Annotated in this window: 22 protein-coding genes and 1 riboswitch; of the genes, 8 read left to right on the forward strand and 14 right to left on the reverse strand. The window is 69.0% G+C overall.

What is annotated here, in order from left to right:
* Position 1: 1 nt before the first annotated feature.
* From HNP48_RS20125 to HNP48_RS20175, 11 genes are all read right to left on the reverse strand, one after another.
* A complete protein-coding gene (locus HNP48_RS20125; RefSeq protein WP_184860322.1) occupies positions 2-1315 on the reverse strand; it encodes a D-amino acid dehydrogenase in 1314 nt (437 codons plus the stop codon).
* Between the two features lie 91 nt (positions 1316-1406).
* Positions 1407-1516, reverse strand: a riboswitch (glycine riboswitch).
* Positions 1517-1692: 176 nt separating this feature from the next.
* Positions 1693-2112, reverse strand: coding sequence for a YXWGXW repeat-containing protein (locus HNP48_RS20130; protein ID WP_184860324.1), 420 nt, complete (start codon positions 2110-2112; stop codon positions 1693-1695).
* A 135-nt stretch (positions 2113-2247) separates the two neighbouring features.
* A complete protein-coding gene (locus HNP48_RS20135; protein WP_184860327.1) occupies positions 2248-2691 on the reverse strand; it encodes a YXWGXW repeat-containing protein in 444 nt (147 codons plus the stop codon).
* Between the two features lie 147 nt (positions 2692-2838).
* The gene (locus HNP48_RS20140) at positions 2839-3219 is read right to left on the reverse strand and encodes a DUF6463 family protein (protein WP_184860329.1); all 381 of its coding nucleotides are present in this window, start codon (positions 3217-3219) and stop codon (positions 2839-2841) included.
* A 32-nt stretch (positions 3220-3251) separates the two neighbouring features.
* On the reverse strand, positions 3252-4586 hold the full coding sequence (locus tag HNP48_RS20145) for an AarF/ABC1/UbiB kinase family protein (protein ID WP_184860331.1): 1335 nt from the start codon (positions 4584-4586) through the stop codon (positions 3252-3254).
* Positions 4583-5095 carry a DUF2867 domain-containing protein gene (locus tag HNP48_RS20150; protein WP_184860333.1) on the reverse strand — a complete coding sequence of 171 codons (513 nt, stop codon included), beginning with the start codon at positions 5093-5095 and terminating at the stop codon, positions 4583-4585. The genes HNP48_RS20145 and HNP48_RS20150 overlap by 4 nt, the downstream gene beginning before the upstream one ends.
* Positions 5092-5919: a TetR/AcrR family transcriptional regulator gene (locus HNP48_RS20155; protein WP_184860335.1), complete on the reverse strand. Its 828-nt coding sequence runs from the start codon at positions 5917-5919 to the stop codon at positions 5092-5094. The genes HNP48_RS20150 and HNP48_RS20155 overlap by 4 nt, the downstream gene beginning before the upstream one ends.
* Before the next feature lie 104 nt (positions 5920-6023).
* Positions 6024-6218 (reverse strand): helix-turn-helix transcriptional regulator, encoded by a 195-nt coding sequence (locus tag HNP48_RS20160; RefSeq protein ID WP_184860338.1) that lies wholly within the window; start codon positions 6216-6218, stop codon positions 6024-6026.
* Between the two features lie 19 nt (positions 6219-6237).
* The gene (locus HNP48_RS20165; RefSeq protein WP_184860340.1) at positions 6238-7281 is read right to left on the reverse strand and encodes an NAD-dependent epimerase/dehydratase family protein; all 1044 of its coding nucleotides are present in this window, start codon (positions 7279-7281) and stop codon (positions 6238-6240) included.
* 2 nt (positions 7282-7283) lie between these two features.
* The gene (locus tag HNP48_RS20170) at positions 7284-7658 is read right to left on the reverse strand and encodes a hypothetical protein (RefSeq protein WP_184860342.1); all 375 of its coding nucleotides are present in this window, start codon (positions 7656-7658) and stop codon (positions 7284-7286) included.
* 108 nt (positions 7659-7766) lie between these two features.
* The gene (locus HNP48_RS20175) at positions 7767-8498 is read right to left on the reverse strand and encodes a helix-turn-helix transcriptional regulator (protein ID WP_184860344.1); all 732 of its coding nucleotides are present in this window, start codon (positions 8496-8498) and stop codon (positions 7767-7769) included.
* A 118-nt stretch (positions 8499-8616) separates the two neighbouring features.
* Here HNP48_RS20175 and HNP48_RS20180 point away from each other — a divergent pair, with 118 nt between their 5' ends.
* From HNP48_RS20180 to HNP48_RS20190, 3 genes are read left to right on the forward strand one after another with little or no spacing between them, the layout of a single operon-like run.
* Positions 8617-9516 carry a hypothetical protein gene (locus tag HNP48_RS20180; protein WP_184860346.1) on the forward strand — a complete coding sequence of 300 codons (900 nt, stop codon included), beginning with the start codon at positions 8617-8619 and terminating at the stop codon, positions 9514-9516.
* Positions 9513-11483, forward strand: coding sequence for an MFS transporter (locus HNP48_RS20185; protein ID WP_260420303.1), 1971 nt, complete (start codon positions 9513-9515; stop codon positions 11481-11483). The genes HNP48_RS20180 and HNP48_RS20185 overlap by 4 nt, the downstream gene beginning before the upstream one ends.
* Positions 11483-12013 carry a hypothetical protein gene (locus tag HNP48_RS20190; protein WP_184860348.1) on the forward strand — a complete coding sequence of 177 codons (531 nt, stop codon included), beginning with the start codon at positions 11483-11485 and terminating at the stop codon, positions 12011-12013. The genes HNP48_RS20185 and HNP48_RS20190 overlap by 1 nt, the downstream gene beginning before the upstream one ends.
* Positions 12014-12320: 307 nt before the next feature.
* On the opposite strand, the gene HNP48_RS20195 is transcribed toward HNP48_RS20190, so the two are convergent.
* Positions 12321-13337: a 1-aminocyclopropane-1-carboxylate deaminase gene (locus tag HNP48_RS20195; protein ID WP_184860356.1), complete on the reverse strand. Its 1017-nt coding sequence runs from the start codon at positions 13335-13337 to the stop codon at positions 12321-12323.
* Between the two features lie 183 nt (positions 13338-13520).
* Between HNP48_RS20195 and HNP48_RS20200 the strand changes: the two genes are divergently transcribed.
* Positions 13521-14039, forward strand: coding sequence for an Lrp/AsnC family transcriptional regulator (locus HNP48_RS20200; protein WP_184860358.1), 519 nt, complete (start codon positions 13521-13523; stop codon positions 14037-14039).
* A 12-nt stretch (positions 14040-14051) separates the two neighbouring features.
* Here the strand turns inward: HNP48_RS20200 and HNP48_RS20205 are convergent, their stop codons facing one another.
* The gene (locus HNP48_RS20205; protein ID WP_184860360.1) at positions 14052-15227 is read right to left on the reverse strand and encodes a trans-acting enoyl reductase family protein; all 1176 of its coding nucleotides are present in this window, start codon (positions 15225-15227) and stop codon (positions 14052-14054) included.
* A gap of 276 nt (positions 15228-15503) precedes the next feature.
* Between HNP48_RS20205 and HNP48_RS20210 the strand changes: the two genes are divergently transcribed.
* From HNP48_RS20210 to HNP48_RS20225, 4 genes are all read left to right on the forward strand, one after another.
* Positions 15504-15989 (forward strand): YiaA/YiaB family inner membrane protein, encoded by a 486-nt coding sequence (locus tag HNP48_RS20210; RefSeq protein WP_184860362.1) that lies wholly within the window; start codon positions 15504-15506, stop codon positions 15987-15989.
* A gap of 75 nt (positions 15990-16064) precedes the next feature.
* Complete coding sequence (locus HNP48_RS20215) at positions 16065-16523, forward strand: hypothetical protein (RefSeq protein ID WP_409362573.1); 459 nt, start codon at positions 16065-16067, stop codon at positions 16521-16523.
* 14 nt (positions 16524-16537) lie between these two features.
* Positions 16538-17368 carry a DUF2145 domain-containing protein gene (locus HNP48_RS20220; RefSeq protein WP_184860366.1) on the forward strand — a complete coding sequence of 277 codons (831 nt, stop codon included), beginning with the start codon at positions 16538-16540 and terminating at the stop codon, positions 17366-17368.
* Between the two features lie 54 nt (positions 17369-17422).
* Positions 17423-18544, forward strand: a complete 1122-nt coding sequence (locus HNP48_RS20225) for a zinc ribbon domain-containing protein (RefSeq protein WP_184860368.1) — start codon at positions 17423-17425, stop codon at positions 18542-18544.
* 2 nt (positions 18545-18546) lie between these two features.
* On the opposite strand, the gene HNP48_RS20230 is transcribed toward HNP48_RS20225, so the two are convergent.
* Positions 18547-20010, reverse strand: a complete 1464-nt coding sequence (locus HNP48_RS20230) for a GGDEF domain-containing protein (RefSeq protein ID WP_184860370.1) — start codon at positions 20008-20010, stop codon at positions 18547-18549.
* Positions 20011-20030 lie beyond the last annotated feature (20 nt).

Below are 20030 nucleotides of genomic sequence, written 5' to 3' on the forward strand. Positions count from 1 at the left end.
CTCAGGCCTTCGATGCGGCAGGCAGCAGGCCGGGCGCGCTGCGCTGCGGCATGCCGGTGAACGCAAAGTCCAGCTCGGGTGCCAGGCCGCTCACGATGCGGGCCACCGACTTGCCCGAGCCGCAGGCATGGGTCCAGCCCAGGGTGCCGTGGCCGGTGTTGAGGAACAGGTTTGGCAGCTTGGTCTTGCCGATCAGCGGCACGTTGCTGGGCGTGGCGGGACGCAACCCGGTCCAAAACTGTGCCTGGCTCGCGTCGCCCGCGCCCGGGAAGAGCTGCTCCACGCGGCGCACGATGGCATCGCAGCGCACCTGGTTGAGGTCGCGCTGGTAGCCGTTGAGTTCGGCCGTGCCGGCGATGCGCAGGCGGTCGCCGCGCTCGCTGGTGTAGCGCGAGAACACCAGCTTGTACTCGTCGTCCGTGAGGCTCACCTGGTGGGCCATGGCCGCATCCTTGACCGGCATGGTCACCGAGTAGCCCTTGGCCGGATAGATCGGCAGGTGGATGCCCAGCGGCTGTGCCAGCAGCGGGCTGAACGAGCCCATGGCGAGCACGAAGGCATCACCGTGCACGCGCTCGAAGCGGCCGTCGGCGTTGGTCACCTCCACATGGTCGATGCGCCCGCCCGCTTCGCGCAGGGCGGTGATGTGGTGGCCCATGCGGAACTGCACCCCCGCGGCCTCGCACAGGCGCGCGAGTTCGCGTGTGAAGGTGTTGGCGTCGCCCGACTCGTCTTCGGCCGTGAAGGTGGCACCGGCCAATTGCGGGCGGATATGGGCCAGCGCCGGTTCGATGCGCACGGCCTCGTCGGCGCTGACCACCTGGCGCTCGCAGCCCAAGGCGCGCATCTGCTCGGCGGGCGCCAGGGCGCCATCGAACTCTTTCTGGCTGGTGTAGAAATGCAGGATGCCCTGCGTGCGCTGGTCGTAGGCGATGCCCGTGGCCGCGCGCAGCTGCTGCAGCGTGTCGCGGCTGTAGGTGCCCAGGCGCACGATCTGCTCGATGTTGTGGCGCGTGCGCGCCGGCGTGCAGTTGCGCAGGAAGGACAGGCCCCAGAGCCACTGGCGCATGTCGGCGCGCAGGCGGAACAGCAGGGGCGCGTCTTCCTTGCCCAGCCACTGCAGCACCTTGAGCGGGGCGCTGGGGTTGGCCCAGGGCTCGGCGTGGCTCACCGAGATCTGGCCGCCGTTGGCAAAACTGGTTTCCGCACCGGGGGCTCCCTGGCGGTCGATGACGGTCACCTCGTGGCCGAGCTGTTGCAGGAAATAGGCCGAAGTCACGCCGAGCAGGCCGGCGCCAAGAACGATCACACGCATGTTGAAAGCCTTTGAAAGGGCTGTGCCGGACGCACGTGTGTCGGCCAGGCGATGCGGGTGCATGCGCGCAGCGGGCACAGGTCTGCCGGCTGCCGCTCCCCCTGTCCTTTGTACCTGAGAGATTCACCGCGCACCCCTCATGGGCGGCGGCTTGCTCCTTCGGTGCGCTGCATGGTGCAGCGGCTCTCCAGACGGCTTTGATCAATGGTGCAGTACGGGACCTGAGCGTGCATGGGAGTTTGCGCCTTCGGTGAAGCGGGCAGTGCCGCTTGCTCTCCTGCGGTGTCCATTCTAGGTGCAGCAAAGACAAACGCCGCAGCTAATGTGCGGCGTTTGTTGCTGATGCAAGCCAGGCCGGGCCGTGGCCCGGTCATGCGTCAGTTGCGGCGCGGGTTGTTGGGGTTGCTGTCGTAGCGGTTGGGCACACCGTCGCCATCGCGGTCGCGGTCATGGCGGTTGGCCACGCCATCGCCATCACGGTCCCAGCCGCCGCGGCGCATTTCCCAGCGGCCATCGCGCTCCTGCCAGGTGGGCTGGCGGTAGGCGTAGCCCGGGCGGGCCTTGACCCAGTGTCCGGCCACCCAGACGTGGCGGTGGCCACGCCATTCCCAGTGGCCTTCCTCCCAGACCATGCCGCGGCGTGGCGCGGGCATCACCTCGTGGCGGGGTGGGGGCGGGGCGGGGATCACCTGGCCGGACTGGATGACCACCGTCTGTGCGACGGCCACAGGAGCGAAACTGCCCAGCGCCAGCGTGCTGGCAATCAGGGCGGCGGCGGAGATGGTTTTGTAGGTCATGGGTGACTCCTTCTTCAATGTTGTCGTATCGCCTTCACATGGTGGCTTGGCGGCAGCACCGGGTCTGTAGGTGCCGGGCCTCGCCCGCTGTAGGCGAGAGGGGCCGCGCGCCAAGGGCGTGCGGCAGCACCTCCATCAGTTGCGGTAAGGGTTGTCGGGGCGGCGGTCATAGCGGTTGGGCACACCGTCGCCATCGCGGTCCCAGCCGCCGGGGCGCATGTAGTGGCGGCCGCCGCGCTCTTCCCAGCGCGGCTCGCGGTAGTGGTAGCCGGGGCGGGCCTGCACCCAGTGGCCGCCGATCCAGACATGGCGGCCGCCACGCCACTCCCAGTGGCCGGGCACCCAGGCCATGCCGCGGCGGTGGGGTGGAACCGCCTCGTAGCGGGGCGGCGGTGGTGCGTGGTGGTACTGCACCGGCACAACCTGCAGAGGGGCAAGTGCCGGGCGTTGCACCGGGGTGTAGTACGAGGGCGTGCCGGTCTGGATGACGACGGTGGCGCTGGGGGATGCCAGCGCCGGGGCAACGGCGCTCAGCGACAGCAAGGCCAGGGAAGCGGCGGCGAGGGCAATGCGGGCCATGGAGGTCTCCTTGGAAATGATTCCTTGCGGAACCGGAGCCTTGATCGTGGACTTTTTGCGTCAAGCCGGTGTAGTGGCTGTGCGAAGAGTTGTAAGCGGGTGTTGCTGGTGGGCGGCTTGCGCTCCCGAAGCGTGATTTATGTCACATCACCGGACCAGCATCGCAAGTGCGGGCGGCAGCACCAGCCAGAACCCCGACACCGGCATCAGCACCAGGCCAGCAGCCACCAGGGCCAGCAGGCACCAGCCCATGGGCCGCAGCGCGGCCCGGGGCTGGCTGCGTTCGAGCGCCGTCACTTCCCAGGCCAGCAAAGCCAGTACCGCGCCGAACAGCAGGAACCAGATGGCCGCGCCCATGTGCACATCGCCCGCCACCGCGTTGAATACACCGCGTTGCCACAGGATTTGCCACTGCGGCGCGAACAGAAAGGCGGCCACCACGGTGTGCAGCAGGGCTACGGCCAGCAGCCAGCGGCCTTTCCAGGGGCGGGCTGCAAGCAGGGCAAGGGTCGGGGTGAGGCTGTGCATGGGGTTCTCCTTGGGGCGTGAGAGGGGGATGGTCAGCCGATCCAGCACTCGGCCCGCGTGTGCACCTGTGCCTGCATTTCGGTCAGCAGGTGCATGAGCCCGAGCCAGGCGCGCTCGAACGACGGCAGCTCCGGTGGCACGGCGGCCAGGTGCCGGGCCAGCACCTTCTGTTGCGCCGCCACGGGCGCGGGCGGCCGGCTCTTGCCGGCGAAGTCGAAGACCGGTGCGGTGAAGGGTTCGGTCTGCCAGGCCTGCATGATCGAGAGGGCGGGCATCAGCTCGCCGGTGAAGGTGGCGAGGTCCAGCGATGCATCGACCAGCCCCAGTGCCCCATAGGCCTGCAGCACGCCCTGGTCACGTGCGGGCGATGCGGGTTGCAGCAGCGCGCGCCAGGCCTGCAGCACACCGCTGCGGAAGGCCGGCGAGAGCTGGCGCGTGCAGCCGAAGTCGAGCACGCCGAGCTGCCCGTCCGGCAGGAACAGGAAGTTGCCCGGGTGCAGGTCGGCGTGCATGTGGCCCAGGCCGAAGGTGCAATGCATGAACCAGTCCCAGAGCCACTGGCCGGCCTGGTTGCGCTGCGCCTGTGTGGGGTCGGTGCGCAGCCAGTCGGCCAGGTGCAGGCCGTGCAGGTACTGTTGGGTCAGCACCTGCGCACGGGTGTGCGAGGCGATGGGCTGCGGCAGCACGATGCCCGGCAGCGCCGCATGCTCGGCAAACCACTGCAGCTGGCGGGCCTCGTGCAGGTAGTCCACCTCGTGCAGCAGCGTGCGCTCGATCTCCTCCAGCACGCGCTCCACCACCACATCGCCAGGCAGGGGCAGGTCGCTGTGCGCCAGGGCGCGCAGGGTGGTGCGCAAGAGGCGCATGTCCGAGGCGATGGTGGTGGCGATGCCGGGGTACTGCACCTTGACCGCCACGGGGCCATGCCCCGCGAGCTCGGCACGGTGCACCTGGCCCAGGCTGGCGGCGGCAAAGGCCTGGGGCTCGAAGCGGGTGAACAGGGCCTCGGGTTCCTGCCCGAAGGACTGGCGGAACACCCGCCCGACCAGCGCCCGGTTGAGCGGCGTGGCCTGGTGGCAGGCGCGTGCCAGCTCGCGCCGCACGCCTTCGGGCAGAAAGCTGCTGTCCATGCTCAGGATCTGCGAGACCTTGAGGGCGGTGCCGCGCAGCTGCCCCATGGCCTGGAACAGGATGCGGCCCATGGCCGCCTCATGGCGTGCCTGGGCATCGGCCTCTGCGGCCGCGTCGGCGCCGGCGGGGCGCATGCGTTCGCCCAGCCGGGCCAGGCCCAGGCGTGCGGCCGCCACGCTGGTGATGGTGCCGCGCGCCAGGGCGCCGGTGCGCGGGGCCTTGGCGCTGCGCGTCATGCCCGTGCCAGCATGGCGCGCACGATGCGGCGGTGAAAAGGCGCCACCACGGCCATGTAGGCATGGCCGAGCGGGTTGTGGATGTGCACCACCGTGCCCAGGGCCAGTACGGCCTGCCCGCCCTGCATGCGCTTGTGCAGCGAGACCTGCACATTGAGGTGCTTGTCGTCCTGCCCCATTACCACCTCGCGGTCGGAGAGGTGGCGGATCTCGAAGATGCCCACCCGGTCGCCCACGCGGTAGCCGCTGGCGTCGCGCCGCGTGCCATCGTTCAGCTGGCCCAGGCCCTTGAGCCCGACCAGGCGCACCAGGCGGTTGCGCAGCGCCATCAGCGTCCGCGTCCAGCCCGGGGTGCGGGCCACCACGTCCAGCCAGGATTGCAGCGCACTGTGGCCTGGCGCGGTGTCGGTGGTCTCGTAGCAGTCGGCGAACTGGGCGCCGGGCAGGCGGGCTTCGATCACGCTGCCGGCGGGCAGCGGCGTAGCGTGGATGGTGCGGAAAGCGGTCATGGTGCGGCCTTGCGGGTGCGGGTTTTGCGGGCGGGCTTGGCGGCCGGTTCGGCAGGGGCCGGAGCAGGTGCGGGCCTGCGCGGCCGGCCCGCAGCGGCGCTGTCTCCCAGCGACGCCTTGGCCATGCGCAGCACGCCGATGAGCCCGCTGCCGTGCTGCATGAAGCGCGCCATCTGGCTGCGCAGCACAAAGCCGCCGAGCTGCAGCACGCGGTTGACCAGGCCCGCACGCAGCGCTGTGACCAGCACGCCCAGCGACAGGTCCACGAGCTGCGTCGTCTCCGCGAATTCGTCCGAGGTGTCGGCCAGCCAGTAGGCCGCCACGCCGGCCAGGTAGTCGCCGAACAGGCCGCTGGCCACGCCCTTGAAGTCGCAGGGCTCGATCTCGCCGCTGTCCTCGGCCGCGCTGATGAAGTCCGTCACCGCCTCGCGCAGCGCCTGGCGCGAGGCCAGGGGCTCGGCCAGCATGGACAGCGGCGAGCGCCGGGCCAGGGCCATCACCTCGGCCACGAACTCGCGGTCGGGCAGCAGGCGTTCGAGCAGGGCGTCGGTCAGGCGTTGCAGTTTTTCCTGCAAGCCATAGTCCGCCAGGCCCGGCGTGGCCAGGGTGTCGGCCAGCGCGCCGCGCACGGCTTCATCTACAAAACCCAGCACCACGCGGTCCTTGGTGGGGAAGTACTTGTAGATCGTCGCGTCGCCAATGCCGGCTGCGCGCGCGATGTCCTTCATCGTCGTGCCATCGAAGCCCTGGCGCGTCATCATATCGACCGCGCTGGCCACGATCTGGCGGCGGGTCTCGTCCTGCTGCTGTCGGGTGGTTTTCAATTTGCTATCCTTAAATCAAGGAATTCAATGATTTAAAGAATAGTAAATTTTGTTTAACCCGTCAACACCACCCCCTTCCGGGCACGTCCGGGTGTCGAGTGGTCTTAGTCGTCGGGCAGGAAGATCTGCTCGATCGGCCGCTGCAGCAGCCGGGCGATCTTGAAGGCCAGCGGCAGGCTGGGGTCGTACTTGCCGGACTCGATGGAGTGCACGGTCTGGCGGCTGACGCCCAGGGCCTCGGCGAGGGCCTGCTGGGTCATGCCCTGGTCTTGGCGCAGGGTCTTGAGGTGGTTGCGCATGGCGGCAGGGGAAGGGGGTTCAGCGGCCGGGAGCGGCCTCTGCGGTCAGTTGCCGGGCATGCTCGCCCAGGGTGGCGCGTGCGGGCCGGTACTGCACGCCCAGGTCGGACACGCTGCGCGCGGTCTCGAAGTTCAGCGGGTGGCCGACGTTGTGCTGGACGTACTCGCGCGTCATGCCGGCCATGGGCGCAATGGCCCACATCAGCCATTTGGGCACTTCCTTGCGGGGCAGGTTCGCGCCCGGGGCCACTCCGGTGGCGCGCAGCAGCTCGGCAATCTCCAGCAGGCGCAGGCTTTCGCCCACGACGATGTAGCGGCCCGCGGCATGGTCGCCCAGCGCAGCGCCCACATGGGCCTGCGCCACGTCGCGCACGTCCACGATGCCCAGCCAGAGCCGGGGCACGCCCTGGCGGAACGAACCGTCCAGGAACTGGCGCAGCATCTGCACGCTGGTGGCATCGTCCCGGTCCGACAGGGAGGGGCCGAAGATCGCGCCCGGGTGCACACTGACCAGGGTCCAGCGCGCTTGCCGGGCCTGCATCTCCCAGGCCAGGGCCTCGGCCCGGGTCTTGGACAGCGCATAGGGGTTGCTCTGCGCGGTCGAGCTGCGGTTGACGTCGTCGGCCCGCAAGGCATGGCCAGGACGGTCGCGCAGCTCGGCGCTGTCGCCGAACATGGACACGATGGAACTCGTGACCACGACACGCCGCACCGAGGGCGTGCGGTTGACCGCGTCCAGCACGTGGCGCGTGCCGGCGGTGGCAGGGCCGATCAACTCCTTCTCGGCGTCCGCCACCGGCCCCAGGCGGTAGGGCGAAGCGGTATGCACGACGGTGTCGCAGCCGGCCATGGCCGTGTCGAAGCCGGCGGGGCTGAGCAGGTCGGCCTCGAAGAGGGCCAGGCGGCCCGGGTGCTCCTGGGCCATGCGCTGCAGATGCCGGGTCTTGCGGGCGTCCTGCAGGCTGCGCACGGTGGCGTGCACGGTGTGGCCCTGCGCGAGGAACAGCTGCACGACCCACGAGGCGAGGTAGCCGGCGGCGCCGGTCACGAGGATGCGCGCCATGTTCAGCTCAAGCGGTGGTGGGTGATGCACAGGCCGACGCCCCAGGCGGCGACCAGGGTCCCCGCCAGCACCAGGGGATGCATTGGTGGGCTGAACCCCAGTGTCTGCAACGCCGATGCGGCCAGCAGTGCGAGCAGGCCGAAGCCCAGCGCCCACTGGCATGCGCGGCCATGCATCTGGCGCTGCAATTCATCCAGCCGGCGCAAGCGGCCCAGGGCCACCCAGCCGAGCAGCCCTGACGCTGCGGCCAGCAGCAGCACCGCCCACTGGCCTGCAGGCCGCGACAGCGAGGGAAGCTCCAGGCTCGCAAGCCCGAGAAGAATCAGGACGAGAACCCCGGCCAGCACCTTGGTCAGGTAGCCGAGTTGTTCCAGCAAGGGAGGCTGCTCATGCATGGCGGAAATCCTTCGATGTAAAGTTTGCTTTACTCATTGTGGCGAGCTCTGGCGCAATGTCAAGTTTCTTTTACTTTTCCGAAGGGCCGTCTAGCGGCGCATCCCCGTGAAGGCCTCGAACTCCCAGCTGCGCAGCGCCAGCAGCAGGGTGTAGCCCTCCAGTTCGCGCGGCGGCAGCTTCTGGTCGGCCAGGTGCTGCTGGGCAAAGTCCTGGGCCACGCGCTGCATGCGCTCCATGAAGGCCGGCGCCAGGCTGCGGCTGATGGTGCCGTGCACCAGCAGCACGCCTTCGCCCGCGCCGTCGAAGCCGCCCGCAAAGTAGTCGAGCAGCGCGTGCTCGCGGAAGTAGTTCATCACCGGTCCGTGCGGGCGCCAGCGGAAGGTCTTGGCCAGCTTGAGCCGGTAGCGGTTGAGCGGGCGCAGCTCGATGATGCCGATGCGGTCGAGCTGCGCCAGGTACTTGATGCCCTCGGCCTCCGACAGGCGGTAGGTGGTGGTCACCTGCTCCAGCGTCCACTGGCTGAGCACGCAGATGGCCATCAGCAGCAGCCGTTTATCGGCCACGACGGCCTTTTCCTGCTCCTGGCTCAGCTCCTTGAGCAGGGGCTGGCTCTCGGCCACGCGGCGCGCCAGATCGGCGAAGTCCAGCGCCAGCGCACGGCAGATGGCGTCGATGCGCGACAGCGGCATGTCTCCCTTGGCCAGCATGCGTTTGACGCTGGACTCCGCCATGCCCAGCTGAACCGCCAGGTCGGCGTAGGTCATCTGCGCGGTCTTGAGTTCCTTCTTGAGGGCGGTGACGAGGTCGGCGGTGGTGCTCATGGGTATCGATTATCGGTACCTGCGGTGCATTTGGCAGCCCTTTGCACAGATTTCGGTACCGCTTGCGCCCTCGGCATTCCCACACTGCGCACCACCAACCACTCCCGGAACCCGCACCATGCCCTTGCCACTTCCTCCCCGCGCCACGGGCCTGTCCCGCCCGGAGGCCGCGCTGCTGCTCGCTGCCTGCGCGCTGTTGGCGCTGGCCGTGTTCGGTCCGGTGCTGCACGACAGTGCCCACCAGCACGGCTTTGCCGACCAGCGCATGCTGCTGGGCATTCCCTGCGCGCTCGACGTGCTGAGCAATCTGCCGTTTGCCATCGCCGGGGCGCTGGGCCTGGCGTGGCTGGCCCGGCTGCCATCGGGCGCAGTGGAGGGCGTCTCACGGGCCCTGGCGGGCCTGTTCTTTGCCGGCCTGGTCTGCACCGCGGCAGGGTCGGCCTTCTACCATTGGCGCCCCAGCGACTTCGGGCTGATGTGGGACCGGCTGGGCATGGTGCTGCCGTTCGCGGGCCTGCTCGGGCTGGCAGCGGCGGGACGCGTCAGCCAGCGTGCCGGCATCGCCACGGCGGGCGCCGTCTTGCTGGGTGGTACGTCGGCCGTGCTGTGGTGGGCCCTGTCGGGCAATGTGCTGCCCTGGGCCGTGGTGCAACTGGGCGGCATGCTGGTGGTGCTGGCGTTGGCAGCCCTGCCGCGCCGGGCCGGCACCCTGGCCGTGCACCTGGGCGCAGTGATCGGTTTCTATGCGGTGGCCAAGCTCTTCGAGGCGGCCGATCACCCCATCCTGGAGGCCACGGGCCAATGGGTATCGGGCCACAGCCTCAAGCACCTGGCGGCTGCCGCCGCGGCCCTGCCGGTGCTGTCCGCACTGGCGGGCCCGCTGCCACGCAACGCAGGCCATGGCCCTGTCGCCACAACCGGGCAGAATGGCGCCCAGCACCGGTCCGCAAGCGGGCCGGTGGCAGCGCCTGAAATGCCGTTCCTACATACCAAGATGCCAACGAGGAGAGACGCATGAGCACCGAGACCCCTTCTGCGGGCGCACGCCCCCTGGACGGCAGCCCCGGCGTCCACGCAGGCCATGGCGGCCACGAGGATCCCAACCAGTTCGCCCTGCTGCGCCAGCGCCGCTTCGCCCCCTTCTTCTGGACGCAGTTCTCGGGTGCCGCCAACGACAACCTGTTCAAGTTCGCCTTCACGGTGATGGTGACCTACCAGCTCAGCGTGGGCTGGCTGCCGCCGGCCATGGCCGGGCTGGTGATCGGTGCACTGTTCATCCTGCCCTTCCTGCTGTTCTCGGCCACCTCGGGCCAGCTCACGGACAAGTACGACAAGACGAAGATGATCCGCTTCGTGAAGAACCTGGAGATCGCCATCATGCTGGTGGCGGCCGTGGGCTTCGTGGCGGGCAACGTTCCCATACTGCTGCTGTGCACCTTCCTCATGGGCATGCACTCCACGCTGTTCGGGCCGGTGAAGTTCGCCTACCTGCCCCAGGTGCTGACCGAGCGCGAGCTCACCGGCGGCAACGGCATGGTGGAGATGGGCACCTTCGTCGCCATCCTGCTGGGCAATGTGGCCGGCGGCCTGCTGGTGGCCCTGCCCGGCATCGGCCACACCACGGTGGCGATTGCCTGCGTGGCACTGGCCCTGCTTGGCCGCCTGGTGGCGCAGGCCATTCCCTCGGCACCGGCCACCGACCCGGGCCTGGTCATCAACTGGAACCCCATCACCGAAACCTGGCGCAACCTGAAACTCGCGCACGGCAACATCGTGGTGTTCCGCTCGCTGCTGGGCATCAGCTGGATGTGGTTCTTCGGCGCGGTGTTCCTGTCGCAGTTCCCCAGCCTCGCCAAGGAGGTGCTGCACGGCAATGAGCAGGTGGCCTCGCTGCTCCTGGTGGTGTTCTCGGTGGGCATCGGCATCGGCTCGCTGCTGTGCGAGGTGCTGTCGCGCCGCCATGTCGAGATCGGCCTGGTGCCCCTGGGCGCCATCGGCATGAGCGTGTTCTCCATCGACCTGTACTTCGCCGCGCGCAGCCTGCCGCCTGCGGAGATCATGGGCCTGGGCACCTTCCTGGCCCAGGCGCCGCACTGGCGCGTGATGCTCGACCTGGCGCTGCTGAGCCTGTTCGCCGGCCTGTACAGCGTGCCCATGTATGCGCTGATCCAGATGCGCAGCCAGCCCACGCACCGCGCGCGCATCATCGCCGCCAACAACATCCTGAACGCGCTGTTCATGATCGCCAGCTCGCTGATCGCGGGCGCGCTGCTGGGCGCGGGCTTCACCGTGCCGCAGATTTTCCTGTTCACCGGCCTGGCGAATGCGGTGGTGGCGTTCTACATCTTCATGCTGGTGCCCGAGTACCTGCTGCGCTTCGTGGCCTGGGTGTCCTCGCGCTTCGTCTACCGCTTCAAGGTGCAGGGCGACGAGAACCTGCCGTCCGCCGGTGCCGCCATCCTGGCCTGCAACCATGTGAGCTTTGTCGACGCCGTGCTGCTCATGGCCGCCAGCCCGCGGCCGATCTACTTCGTGATGGACCACCGCATCTTCCGCGTGCCGCTGCTGGGCTGGCTGTTCCGCCTGGCCAAGGCCATCCCGATCGCGCCCTACAAGGAAGACCCCGCCACCTACGAAGCCGCCTTCGAGCGCGCGGCCCAGGTGCTGCGCGAAGGCGATCTGCTGGCCATCTTCCCCGAAGGCGGCATCACCAAGGACGGGCAGCTGCAGGAGTTCAAGGGCGGCATCATGAAGATCATCGACCGGGCGCGCGAAGAGGGCATCCACGCCCCCGTGATCCCCATGGCGCTGACCAACCTCTGGGGCTCGTACTTCAGCCGCATCGAGCAGGGCGGTGCCATGGTGCGCCCCTTCCGCCGCGGCTTCTACAGCCGCGTGGGGCTCAATGTGGGCCATGCGGTTCCTGCGGCCGAGGTGCAGCCCGCGTCCCTGCGCTCGCGCGTGGCCGATCTGCTGGCCGCCTGATGCAGGGCACAGACAACCACCTGGAGGTGCCGGAGCGGATTGTGCTGGCGCGCCGCATCATGGCCTTCCTGCATGACATCGGGCTGGCGGTGACCGAGGCCGAGGTGCCTGCCGACAGCTTCCTGCCCGGCCTGCGCATCGCGCAGGGTGGGTTGCGGGTGGACCTGGACCGCTTGCGTTGGCCGGGTGACCTGCTGCATGAAGCGGGGCACCTGGCCGTGGTGCCTGCGGCGCTGCGCGGCGGCATGGACGATGCGCTGGCCGAACTGCCCCCTGTGCCGCACGGGGGCGAGATCGAGGCCACCGTGTGGGCCTGGGCCGCCTTGCTGCACCTGCAGTTGCCGTCCGCCGTGCTGTTCCATGACGGCGGCTACCATGGTCAATCTGCGGGCCTGCGCACCACCTTCGAGTTGGGCGTGTACCCGGGCTTGCCAGGGCTCGTCGCGGCGGGGCTCACCGCATCGCCCGGGCAGGCAGCTGCCCTGGGCGTGGCGCCTTACCCGCACATGCTGGCCTGGCTGCGCGCTTGAAGTGAAGCACCCCCTGAGTCGCTTCGCGCCTCGGTGCCACCGCCAGAGGCGCTGGCTCTTCGGGCACGTCCAAGCCTGCGCGGGCAGGCTTGGAGCCGCGGCCCTCAGCCCCTCTCTCGACTCGCTGCGCGACTCGGGAGGGGGACGCCCCCAGTGCGGCGGGGCGGCCCTTGCACGGGGGCACTGGCTTGGGCTGCGCCAGTTTCATGCGATGCGGGTGGCGCGCAGCGCCATGAATAACTGAGACGATCAGATCACGGAGAGGCCTGCCAGTCGCGCCAGGCGCTGTGCCTCGGTCTCGCTGCGTTCAGCCGTTGCGAAAAAGAAAGCTGTAGGCGTTCAACGCCGGCACCCCTCCCAGGTGCGCGTACAGGACACGGGAACCTTCGGGGAATTCGCCCTTGCGCACCATGTCGATCATGCCGTGCATGGACTTGCCTTCGTACACCGGGTCGGTGAGCATGCCTTCCTGGCGCGCGCACAGGCGGATGGCTTCGAGCGTGCCCTCATTGGGCAGGCCGTACTCGGGGCCGCCGTAGCGCGTGTCCAGCACCACGTCCTCGGCCGTGATGTCCTGGCCCAGTTCCACCAGTTGGGCGGTGTTCTGCGCGATGCGCAGGATCTGGGCATGGGTCTTCTCGGGCTTGGCCGATGCGTCGATGCCGATCACCTTGCGCGCGCGGCCGTCGGCCGCGAAGCCCACCACCATGCCGGCCTGCGTGCTGCCCGTGACCGAGCACACGACGATGTAGTCGAACTGGAAGCCGAGCTCCTTCTCCTGCTGGCGCACCTCTTCGGCAAAGCCCACGAAGCCCAGGCCGCCATAGGGGTGCTCGGAGCAGCCCGCGGGGATGGGGAAGGGCTTGCCGCCGGCCTTCTTCACGTCGTCCATGGCCTGCTCCCAGCTGGGGCGGATGCCGATGTCGAAGCCCGCAGCATCCAGGCGCACGTCGGCACCCATGATGCGCGACATCTCGATGTTGCCCACGCGGTCGTACACCGCGTCGGAGTAGTTGACCCAGTTCTCCTGCACCAGCACGCACTTCATGCCCAGGTGCGCGGCCACGGCGGCCACCTGGCGTGTCTGGTTGGACTGGATGCCGCCGATGGACACCAGTGTGTCGTAGCCACCCGCGATGGCCTCGGGGATCAGGTACTCGAGCTTGCGCGTCTTGTTGCCGCCAAAGGCCAGGCCGCTGTTGCAGTCCTCGCGCTTGGCGTACAGGTGCACCTTGCCGCCCAGGTGGGCCGACAGGCGGTTGAGCGGCGTGATCGGCGAGGGGCCGAAGGTCAGCGGGTGGCGGGCGAATTTCTGCAGGTTCATGGCGGCTCTCGTAGGCGATGGAAGAGGGGGAATCCGTTGCAGGAGCGCTTCGGTGGCGCCTTGCCTGCAATGCCTCCATCGTAGGAAAAGCCGTGGCTAACGTGGTTGTGAATATGGATTGAATTTCGGAGATTTGGTATGTGAAAATTCCAATAACAAACCATTGATTCCAAAAATCAAACCATGCGCGCAACAAAAGTTCGCAGCAAGAGTGCGCCTGAGAGCGCCGCGGTCACCGATGACCTGGACCGCACCGACAAGGCCATCCTGCGCCTGCTGCAGCGCGATGCCTCGCTGTCCAATGTGGCCCTGGCCGAGAAGGTGCACCTGAGCCCGCCCGCCTGCCTGCGCCGTGTGGAGCGGCTCAAGCGCCTGGGGCTCATCGACGGGGTGGTGGCGCTGCTCAACCCCAAGGCCGTGGGGGCCGGCATGCTGGTGATGATCGGCGTGGTGCTCGACCGTTCCACGCCCGAGTCCTTCGCGGCCTTCGAGAAGGCCGCCGTGAAGATCTCGGGCTGCATGGAGTGCCACGTGGTGACGGGCGAGTTCGACTACTTCATGCTGGTGCGCACGCGCGACAGCGACAGCTTCAACCGCCTGCACGCAGAGCAATTGATCTACCTGCCGGGCGTGCGCCAGGTGCGCTCCTTCATGGTGCTGCGCAACGTGCTGTCGACCACGGAGCTGCCGCTGGCCCTCTGACCTCCAAGGCCCTTAGTTCGCCTCGACCGCGAAGCTCAGCCCGGCATTTGCCTGCAGGCGCGCGATCAGCGGCTCGCCCATGGCGGGCGCCGTGGTCCAGATGCCGCCCGGCGTGGCCGCAGCCTCCTGCAGCAGGCAGACGGCGGACTCGGCGATCATCTTGCTGGTCGATCCGTAGCCTGGGTCGCGGTCGCCCTTGACGCCCACGCGCAGGGTGTTGCCCTGGCCATCTTCGCCGAGGAACAGCACGTCGTAGGAGCCCGCCTCGCGCTCCTCGCGCGACGGGCCTTCGCCGGGCTTGGGGCCTTCCTTGGAGCCCATGGACTTGTCGCCCGCCACCGCATTGGCGATGGCCTCGCCTTTCTCGCCCGGGCCGGTGATCAGCATCTCGTCGTAGACGAAGTCCGTGCCATAGGCGTGCTGCAGCAAGAAATTGGAGCGGTGCACGTTGCGCGTGTTGATGGCCGCCATCACGAAGGGCGCGACCCACACGCCCAAGGCCTCGTCCTCCATGGGCTTGTGGCCCGTGGGCTGGCGCGGGCCCTCGAAGCCGGGCGTGAGCGAGAACGGGTTCTTGAGCAGCTCCAGCACCTTGGGGTCGGCGGCCGAGGCGGCCATGGTGGCCTGCAGGCTTGCGGCCGTGCCGCCCGAGAACGTGCCCTTGAGCTTGCGCACCCGGCCGCGCACGCGGCTCGCGGGGTGGCCGTAGCGCACCTTCATCTCGCGCTGCAGCATGAACACGCCCAGGTCGAAGGGAATGGAGTCGAAGCCGCACGAGAACACGATGCGCGCGCCGCTGGCCTTGGCCGTGGCCTCGTGGGCATCGATCATGTGGCGCATCCAGGCTGGTTCGCCGCACAGGTCCACATAGTCCACGCCCGCGGCGGCACAGGCGGCGACCAGCTCGTTGCCGTAGAGCTGGTAGGGCCCCACGGTGGTCAGCACCAGGCGTGTCTGCGCCATCAGCGCCTGCAGGCTTTCTGCGCTGGCGCTGTCGGTCACCACCAGGGGCGTGTCGGCCGGGGCGCCCAACTCGTCGCGCACGGAGGCGAGCTTCTCGGCGCTGCGCCCGCCCATGGCCCAGCGCAGGCCGCTGCCGGCGGGGTAGCGCTGCAGCAGGTATTCCACCACCAGGCGGCCGGTGAAGCCGGTGGCGCCGTGGACGACGATGTCATAGGGTTTGGTCATGGCGGTTCTCCAGGAGATTCGGTAGGGCAGGCAGGCCCGTGGTGGCCGGGATTGTCGAAGACCAGGATGCCTGCGCCTGTCGCACAGGCGCTTGCCGTTGGTGGCTTACAAGCAACTTTTGGCTCGGATAAGGGTGTCAAAGTGTGACCAAGTACCGTAAAACGATACCGAGGAGATGGTGCAGCGCCACTGTGGTGGTTCAATGCGGACAGCCGGCTGGTGCTTTGCGACCATCCGTTCCGTGTTCAACAACGGCCCCAGGGCCACACCACCCTTATGTCAGCATCTCCCGTTCTCGTTCAGCGCGATACCAAGGCCTGGCAGCTCCAGGTCTGGATTTCGTTCGGCATCGCCGTGTTCCTGTGCGCAGTCGGCCTGGCCTGGCTGCCCGGGGAACAGCTGGAGCGCGCGTTCATGGTGATGGGCTATGTGTTCTGCCTCTCGGCCGCCTTCGTGCTGGCCAAGTTTGTGCGGGACAACGAAAGTGCGGCACGCCGCGGTGCTGGCGACACGCCCATGTGGAAGCTGGTGGTGTGGGGCGGCTTCGCCGTCGCCATGGGCCTGACGGGCTGGGGCCTGTTCGGCATGGAGATCAACGTGACCTACAAGGCCTTTCTGGGGGTGAGCTGGCTGTACCTGATCACCACCGCCTTCACGCTGGCCAAGATGCTGCGTGACCGCCACGAGGCCGACCTGCTCGAAGCCCGCCTGCAGGGCCGCCGCGAAGCCGCCCAGTCGGCTTCCCAGAACAGCAATAGCTGATCCTGCCCGTGTCTGGAATGCCATTCCCCGGCACACCGGGTGCCGGGGGCGCCCACCTCTGAGGAGTGAATGACCATGAGAACCCTGCAACGCACCCTGGCCCGCACGCTGCTGGCCGCCACTTTCCTCGCGGCCCTGGCCAGTGTGCCGGCCCGCGCCCAGAGCGAGGCCTCGGCCGCGCTGTCCCTGCTGCCCGTGGCCTCCGTGGTCGGTACGGCCTCGGTCGCCTCGACCGCCGCCGGCGCCGTGGTGGCCCTGCCCGCGGCCCTGTCGGTCGGTGGCGCGGTGCTCTCGGTGCGCGCCGTGGAGGTGTCGGCTGTCGGTACCGTGTATGTGCTGGAACGCGCCTCGGACGGCGCCCGCGTCAGTGTCGAAGTGCTGGGCCGTGGCATCGGTGCCTCGGCCCACGCCGTGGGCACCGTGGTGGTCTGCACCGTGATCGGTTCGGGCGTGGTGCTGTCGGTGGCCGGCGAGGCCCTGGCCTTCGTGCCCAATGCCATCGGCCGGGCCCTGCTGTACAACGAGCGCCTGTGAGGACGGTCGCAGCCATGCACACCACCACTGCTTTGCACCCGGCCGGTCTGCGCTGGGCCCTGGGCGCGGCGCTGCTGACCGGCGCTGCCCTGTTCACGGCCACAGAGGCCCATGCCGGCCGCTCCTGCGAGGCGGCCAAGCCGCCCCCTGCCAAGAGCATTGAGCGCGGCATGCAGCTGGCCGAGCGCACCTCCCAGGCCCTGGACGCGACCGGTGCCCAGGTCGTGATGCTGGGCCGCGCGGGCCAGGACCTCAGCAAGTACGGGCTGCGCTACTCGCACCTGGGCTGGGCCTACAAGACGCCCGAAGGCCCCTGGCGCGTGGCGCACAAGCTCAATGAATGCGGCACCGCCGTGGGCCATGTCTACCGCCAGGGCCTGGGCGAGTTCTTCCTCGACGACCTGTGGCGCTACGAGGCCGTGTGGGCCGTGCCCACGCCCGAGGTGCAGCAGCGCCTGCTGGTGCTGCTGCAGGACAAGGGCCGCACCAAGGCCCTGAACCAGCCCGCCTACAGCATGGTGAGCTACGTCTGGGGCACCAAGTACCAGCAGTCCAACCAATGGGCGCTGGAAACCCTGGCCGCCGCCATGGAGCCGGCCACCGTGAACTCGCGCGAGCAGGCCCAGGCCTGGCTCAAGTTCAAGGGCTACGAGCCCACCACGCTCAAGATCGGGCCGCTGACCCGCATGGGCGGGCGCGTGGGCTCGGCCAACATCGCCTTCGACGACCACCCCAACGACAAGCGCTTCTCGGACCGCATCGAGACCGTCACCGTCGATTCGATGCTCGTGTGGCTGCAGCGCGCCCAGTTGGGCGCTGCGCCAGCCACGCTCGTGCTCAAGTGACAATGCGCCTGCCCACGATGCCTTGACGGCTGCCCACACGACGGAGATGTGCCCATGAGCAAATCGCTGCGCCTGTCCGAAAAATGGTTCCGCCGCGGCCTGTGGCTGGTGGCCTTCGTGTTCGCGGGCTTTCTGATCGGCCTGGGCGGCACCATTGTTGGCGACCTGCCCCAGGTGGAAAAGCAGCTGGTGGTCGAGGACTTCGTCGACAAGGCAGCCTATGACCGCGTGCGCGAGGAGGTGCGCAGCTCACGCAAGGCCGAAGAGGATGCCGAGACCGCGCTGCAGCAGGCCCAGCTGCAGCGCAGCAAGGCACGCAGCGAGAGCGCGGCCGAGCGCGAGACCTTCAACAACTGGCTGGCCACGCGCAGCGCCACGCAGCGTGCCGACCAGGACCCCGAGGTCATCGCCCGCACCCAGAAGCTTGATGTGCTCAAGCAGGCCGAGCGCAAGACCCAGCAGGCGGTCGAGGCGCAGCAGCAGGCCGCGCTCGACGCACGCCAGGCCGCCAGCGCCGCCCAGCAGCGCCAGAGCGAGATGGAGCGCGAGGGCTATGACCGCATGTCGGTCGAGCAGCGCAAGCTGGAGCTGCGCGTCTTCCTGTACCGCCTGGCGCTGACCCTGCCGCTCCTGGCCATTGCCGGCTGGCTGTTCGTCAAGAAGCGCAAGGGCACCTACTGGCCCTTTGTCTGGGGCTTCATCTTCTTCGCGCTGTTCGCTTTCTTCGTGGAGCTCGTGCCCTACCTGCCCAGCTACGGGGGCTATGTGCGCTATGTGGTGGGCATCGGCATCACGGTGCTGATCGGCCGCTATGCCATCCTGGCGCTCAACCGCTACCTGGAGCGCCAGAAGCTGGCCGAAGCCCTGCCCGACCAGGAGCGCCGCAAGGAACTGAGCTACGACGTGGCCCTGGCGCGCCTGGCCAAGAGCGTGTGCCCTGGCTGCGAGCGCCCGGTGGACCTGAAGAACGAGCACATCGACTTCTGCCCGCACTGCGGCATCGGCCTGTTCGACCACTGCGGCGTGTGCACCACGCGCAAGAGCGCGTTCGCGCGCTTCTGCCATGCCTGCGGAGCCGCCGCAGCCGGCGCACCGGCACCCCAGGTGCTGCCGGCCATCCCGCCCACGCCGCCGGTGCCCCCTGGTGCCGAGGTGGCGCCCGGCAGCGTTCCCTGATCTCAGGGGCCCGGCGTGGCCCGGGGCTCTTCGTACAGATGGGTGCGGTCGCGCCCGGCCGCCTTGGCTTCGTAGAGTGCGGCGTCGGCATCGGACATCAGCGCCCCCAGCGAGTCCTGTGCGGACACGCCCGTGCGCACCACCAGGCCGATGCTCACGGTGGCGTGCAGCGGCGTTGCATGGCCTGGCAAGGCGAACGGGTGGTTGCGCACCTGTTTGCACAGGCGGCGCGCCACGGCCATGGCATCGGCCTGGCGTATGCGTGGCAGCACCACGGCAAACTCCTCGCCGCCCAGCCGGCCGAACAGGTCGCCCGGCCGCAGCGCATCGCTCACGGTGGCGGCAAATCCATGCAGCACCTTGTCGCCCTGGGCGTGGCCATAGGTGTCGTTCACGCGCTTGAAATGGTCCAGGTCCAGCATCAGCACGGCCACGCTGCTGCGCTCGCGCGCCAGCCGGGCCAGCAGCTTGCTGCCCTGGGCCATGAAGGCGCGGCGCGCCAGCGCATCGGTCAGGAAGTCGTGGCTGGCCGCGCGGTGCAGGCGGCGCATGGCCTCGACGCTGGCGGCCTTGGCCGTGGCCACCGACAGCGGGCCCAGGCCCAGGAGGGAGATCCCCACGCGCAGCGAGAACACCGACCAGGCATGGGTGGGCGCGAAAGCGAGGTCCAGCACGCCCGCGCCAGCCGCCATCGCCAGGCCGAAGCAGGTCAGCATGGACAGCACGCTGGTGGCAAACACGCCATAAGTGAGCGCACACCACAGCAGGGCGGGGACGGGGAAGGCCAGCGCTCCGGGGCCGCCAATGGCGATGGCTGCTGCCTCGCTCGCCGCGAGGGCGAGCAGCGGGGCTCCGTATTTCCAGCGGCGCCGGGACCAGCGGCGCTTCTTGAGCGTGCGCCGCGCCTCCTGCGGGGTCGGCAGGCTCAGCAGGACCGGGAGAATCAGCACGCTGTTGATCAGCTCCGTGCAGAACCACATGCCCAGGGCCGTGGGCCAGGCCGTGTTGAACAGCAGCGGGCCCGTGCCCGAACCGACCAGGGCAGCCGCTGCACTGCTGGCCACGCAGATGCCGAACATCAGCACCACCGACATCTGCCGCTTGAGGAAGCGCGTGGCCACCGGCACCTGGCCGAACAGCCACCATCCCATGGCCACGCCGCACAGGTTGGCCGCGGCCAGCCACAGCGTGGCCAGCGGGGGCGTGCCGGCAGCCAGGTCGGCAGCCACGTAGCCCACGGCGGCGGCGGCCCAGGTGCCCGATGCCGCCAGCCGCGGGTAGCGCACCAGCAGGCCCAGCAGCAGGGCGTTGGCCGGCCAGAATGCGGCCATGAAGCCCACGGGCCGGGTCACGATGCCCAGCAGGGACGCGGCGAACACCAGTGCACCGATGCCCAGGCACAGGCCCCAGCCCTTCACGGGGCCGGCCGCGGTGCCGGGAGAGGGGGGGCGCAACAGGGACTTCATGCGTGGTAATCCGGGGCAGG

It is taken from the genome of Acidovorax soli (assembly GCF_014207955.1).
GTDB lineage: Bacteria > Pseudomonadota > Gammaproteobacteria > Burkholderiales > Burkholderiaceae_C > Acidovorax > Acidovorax soli_A.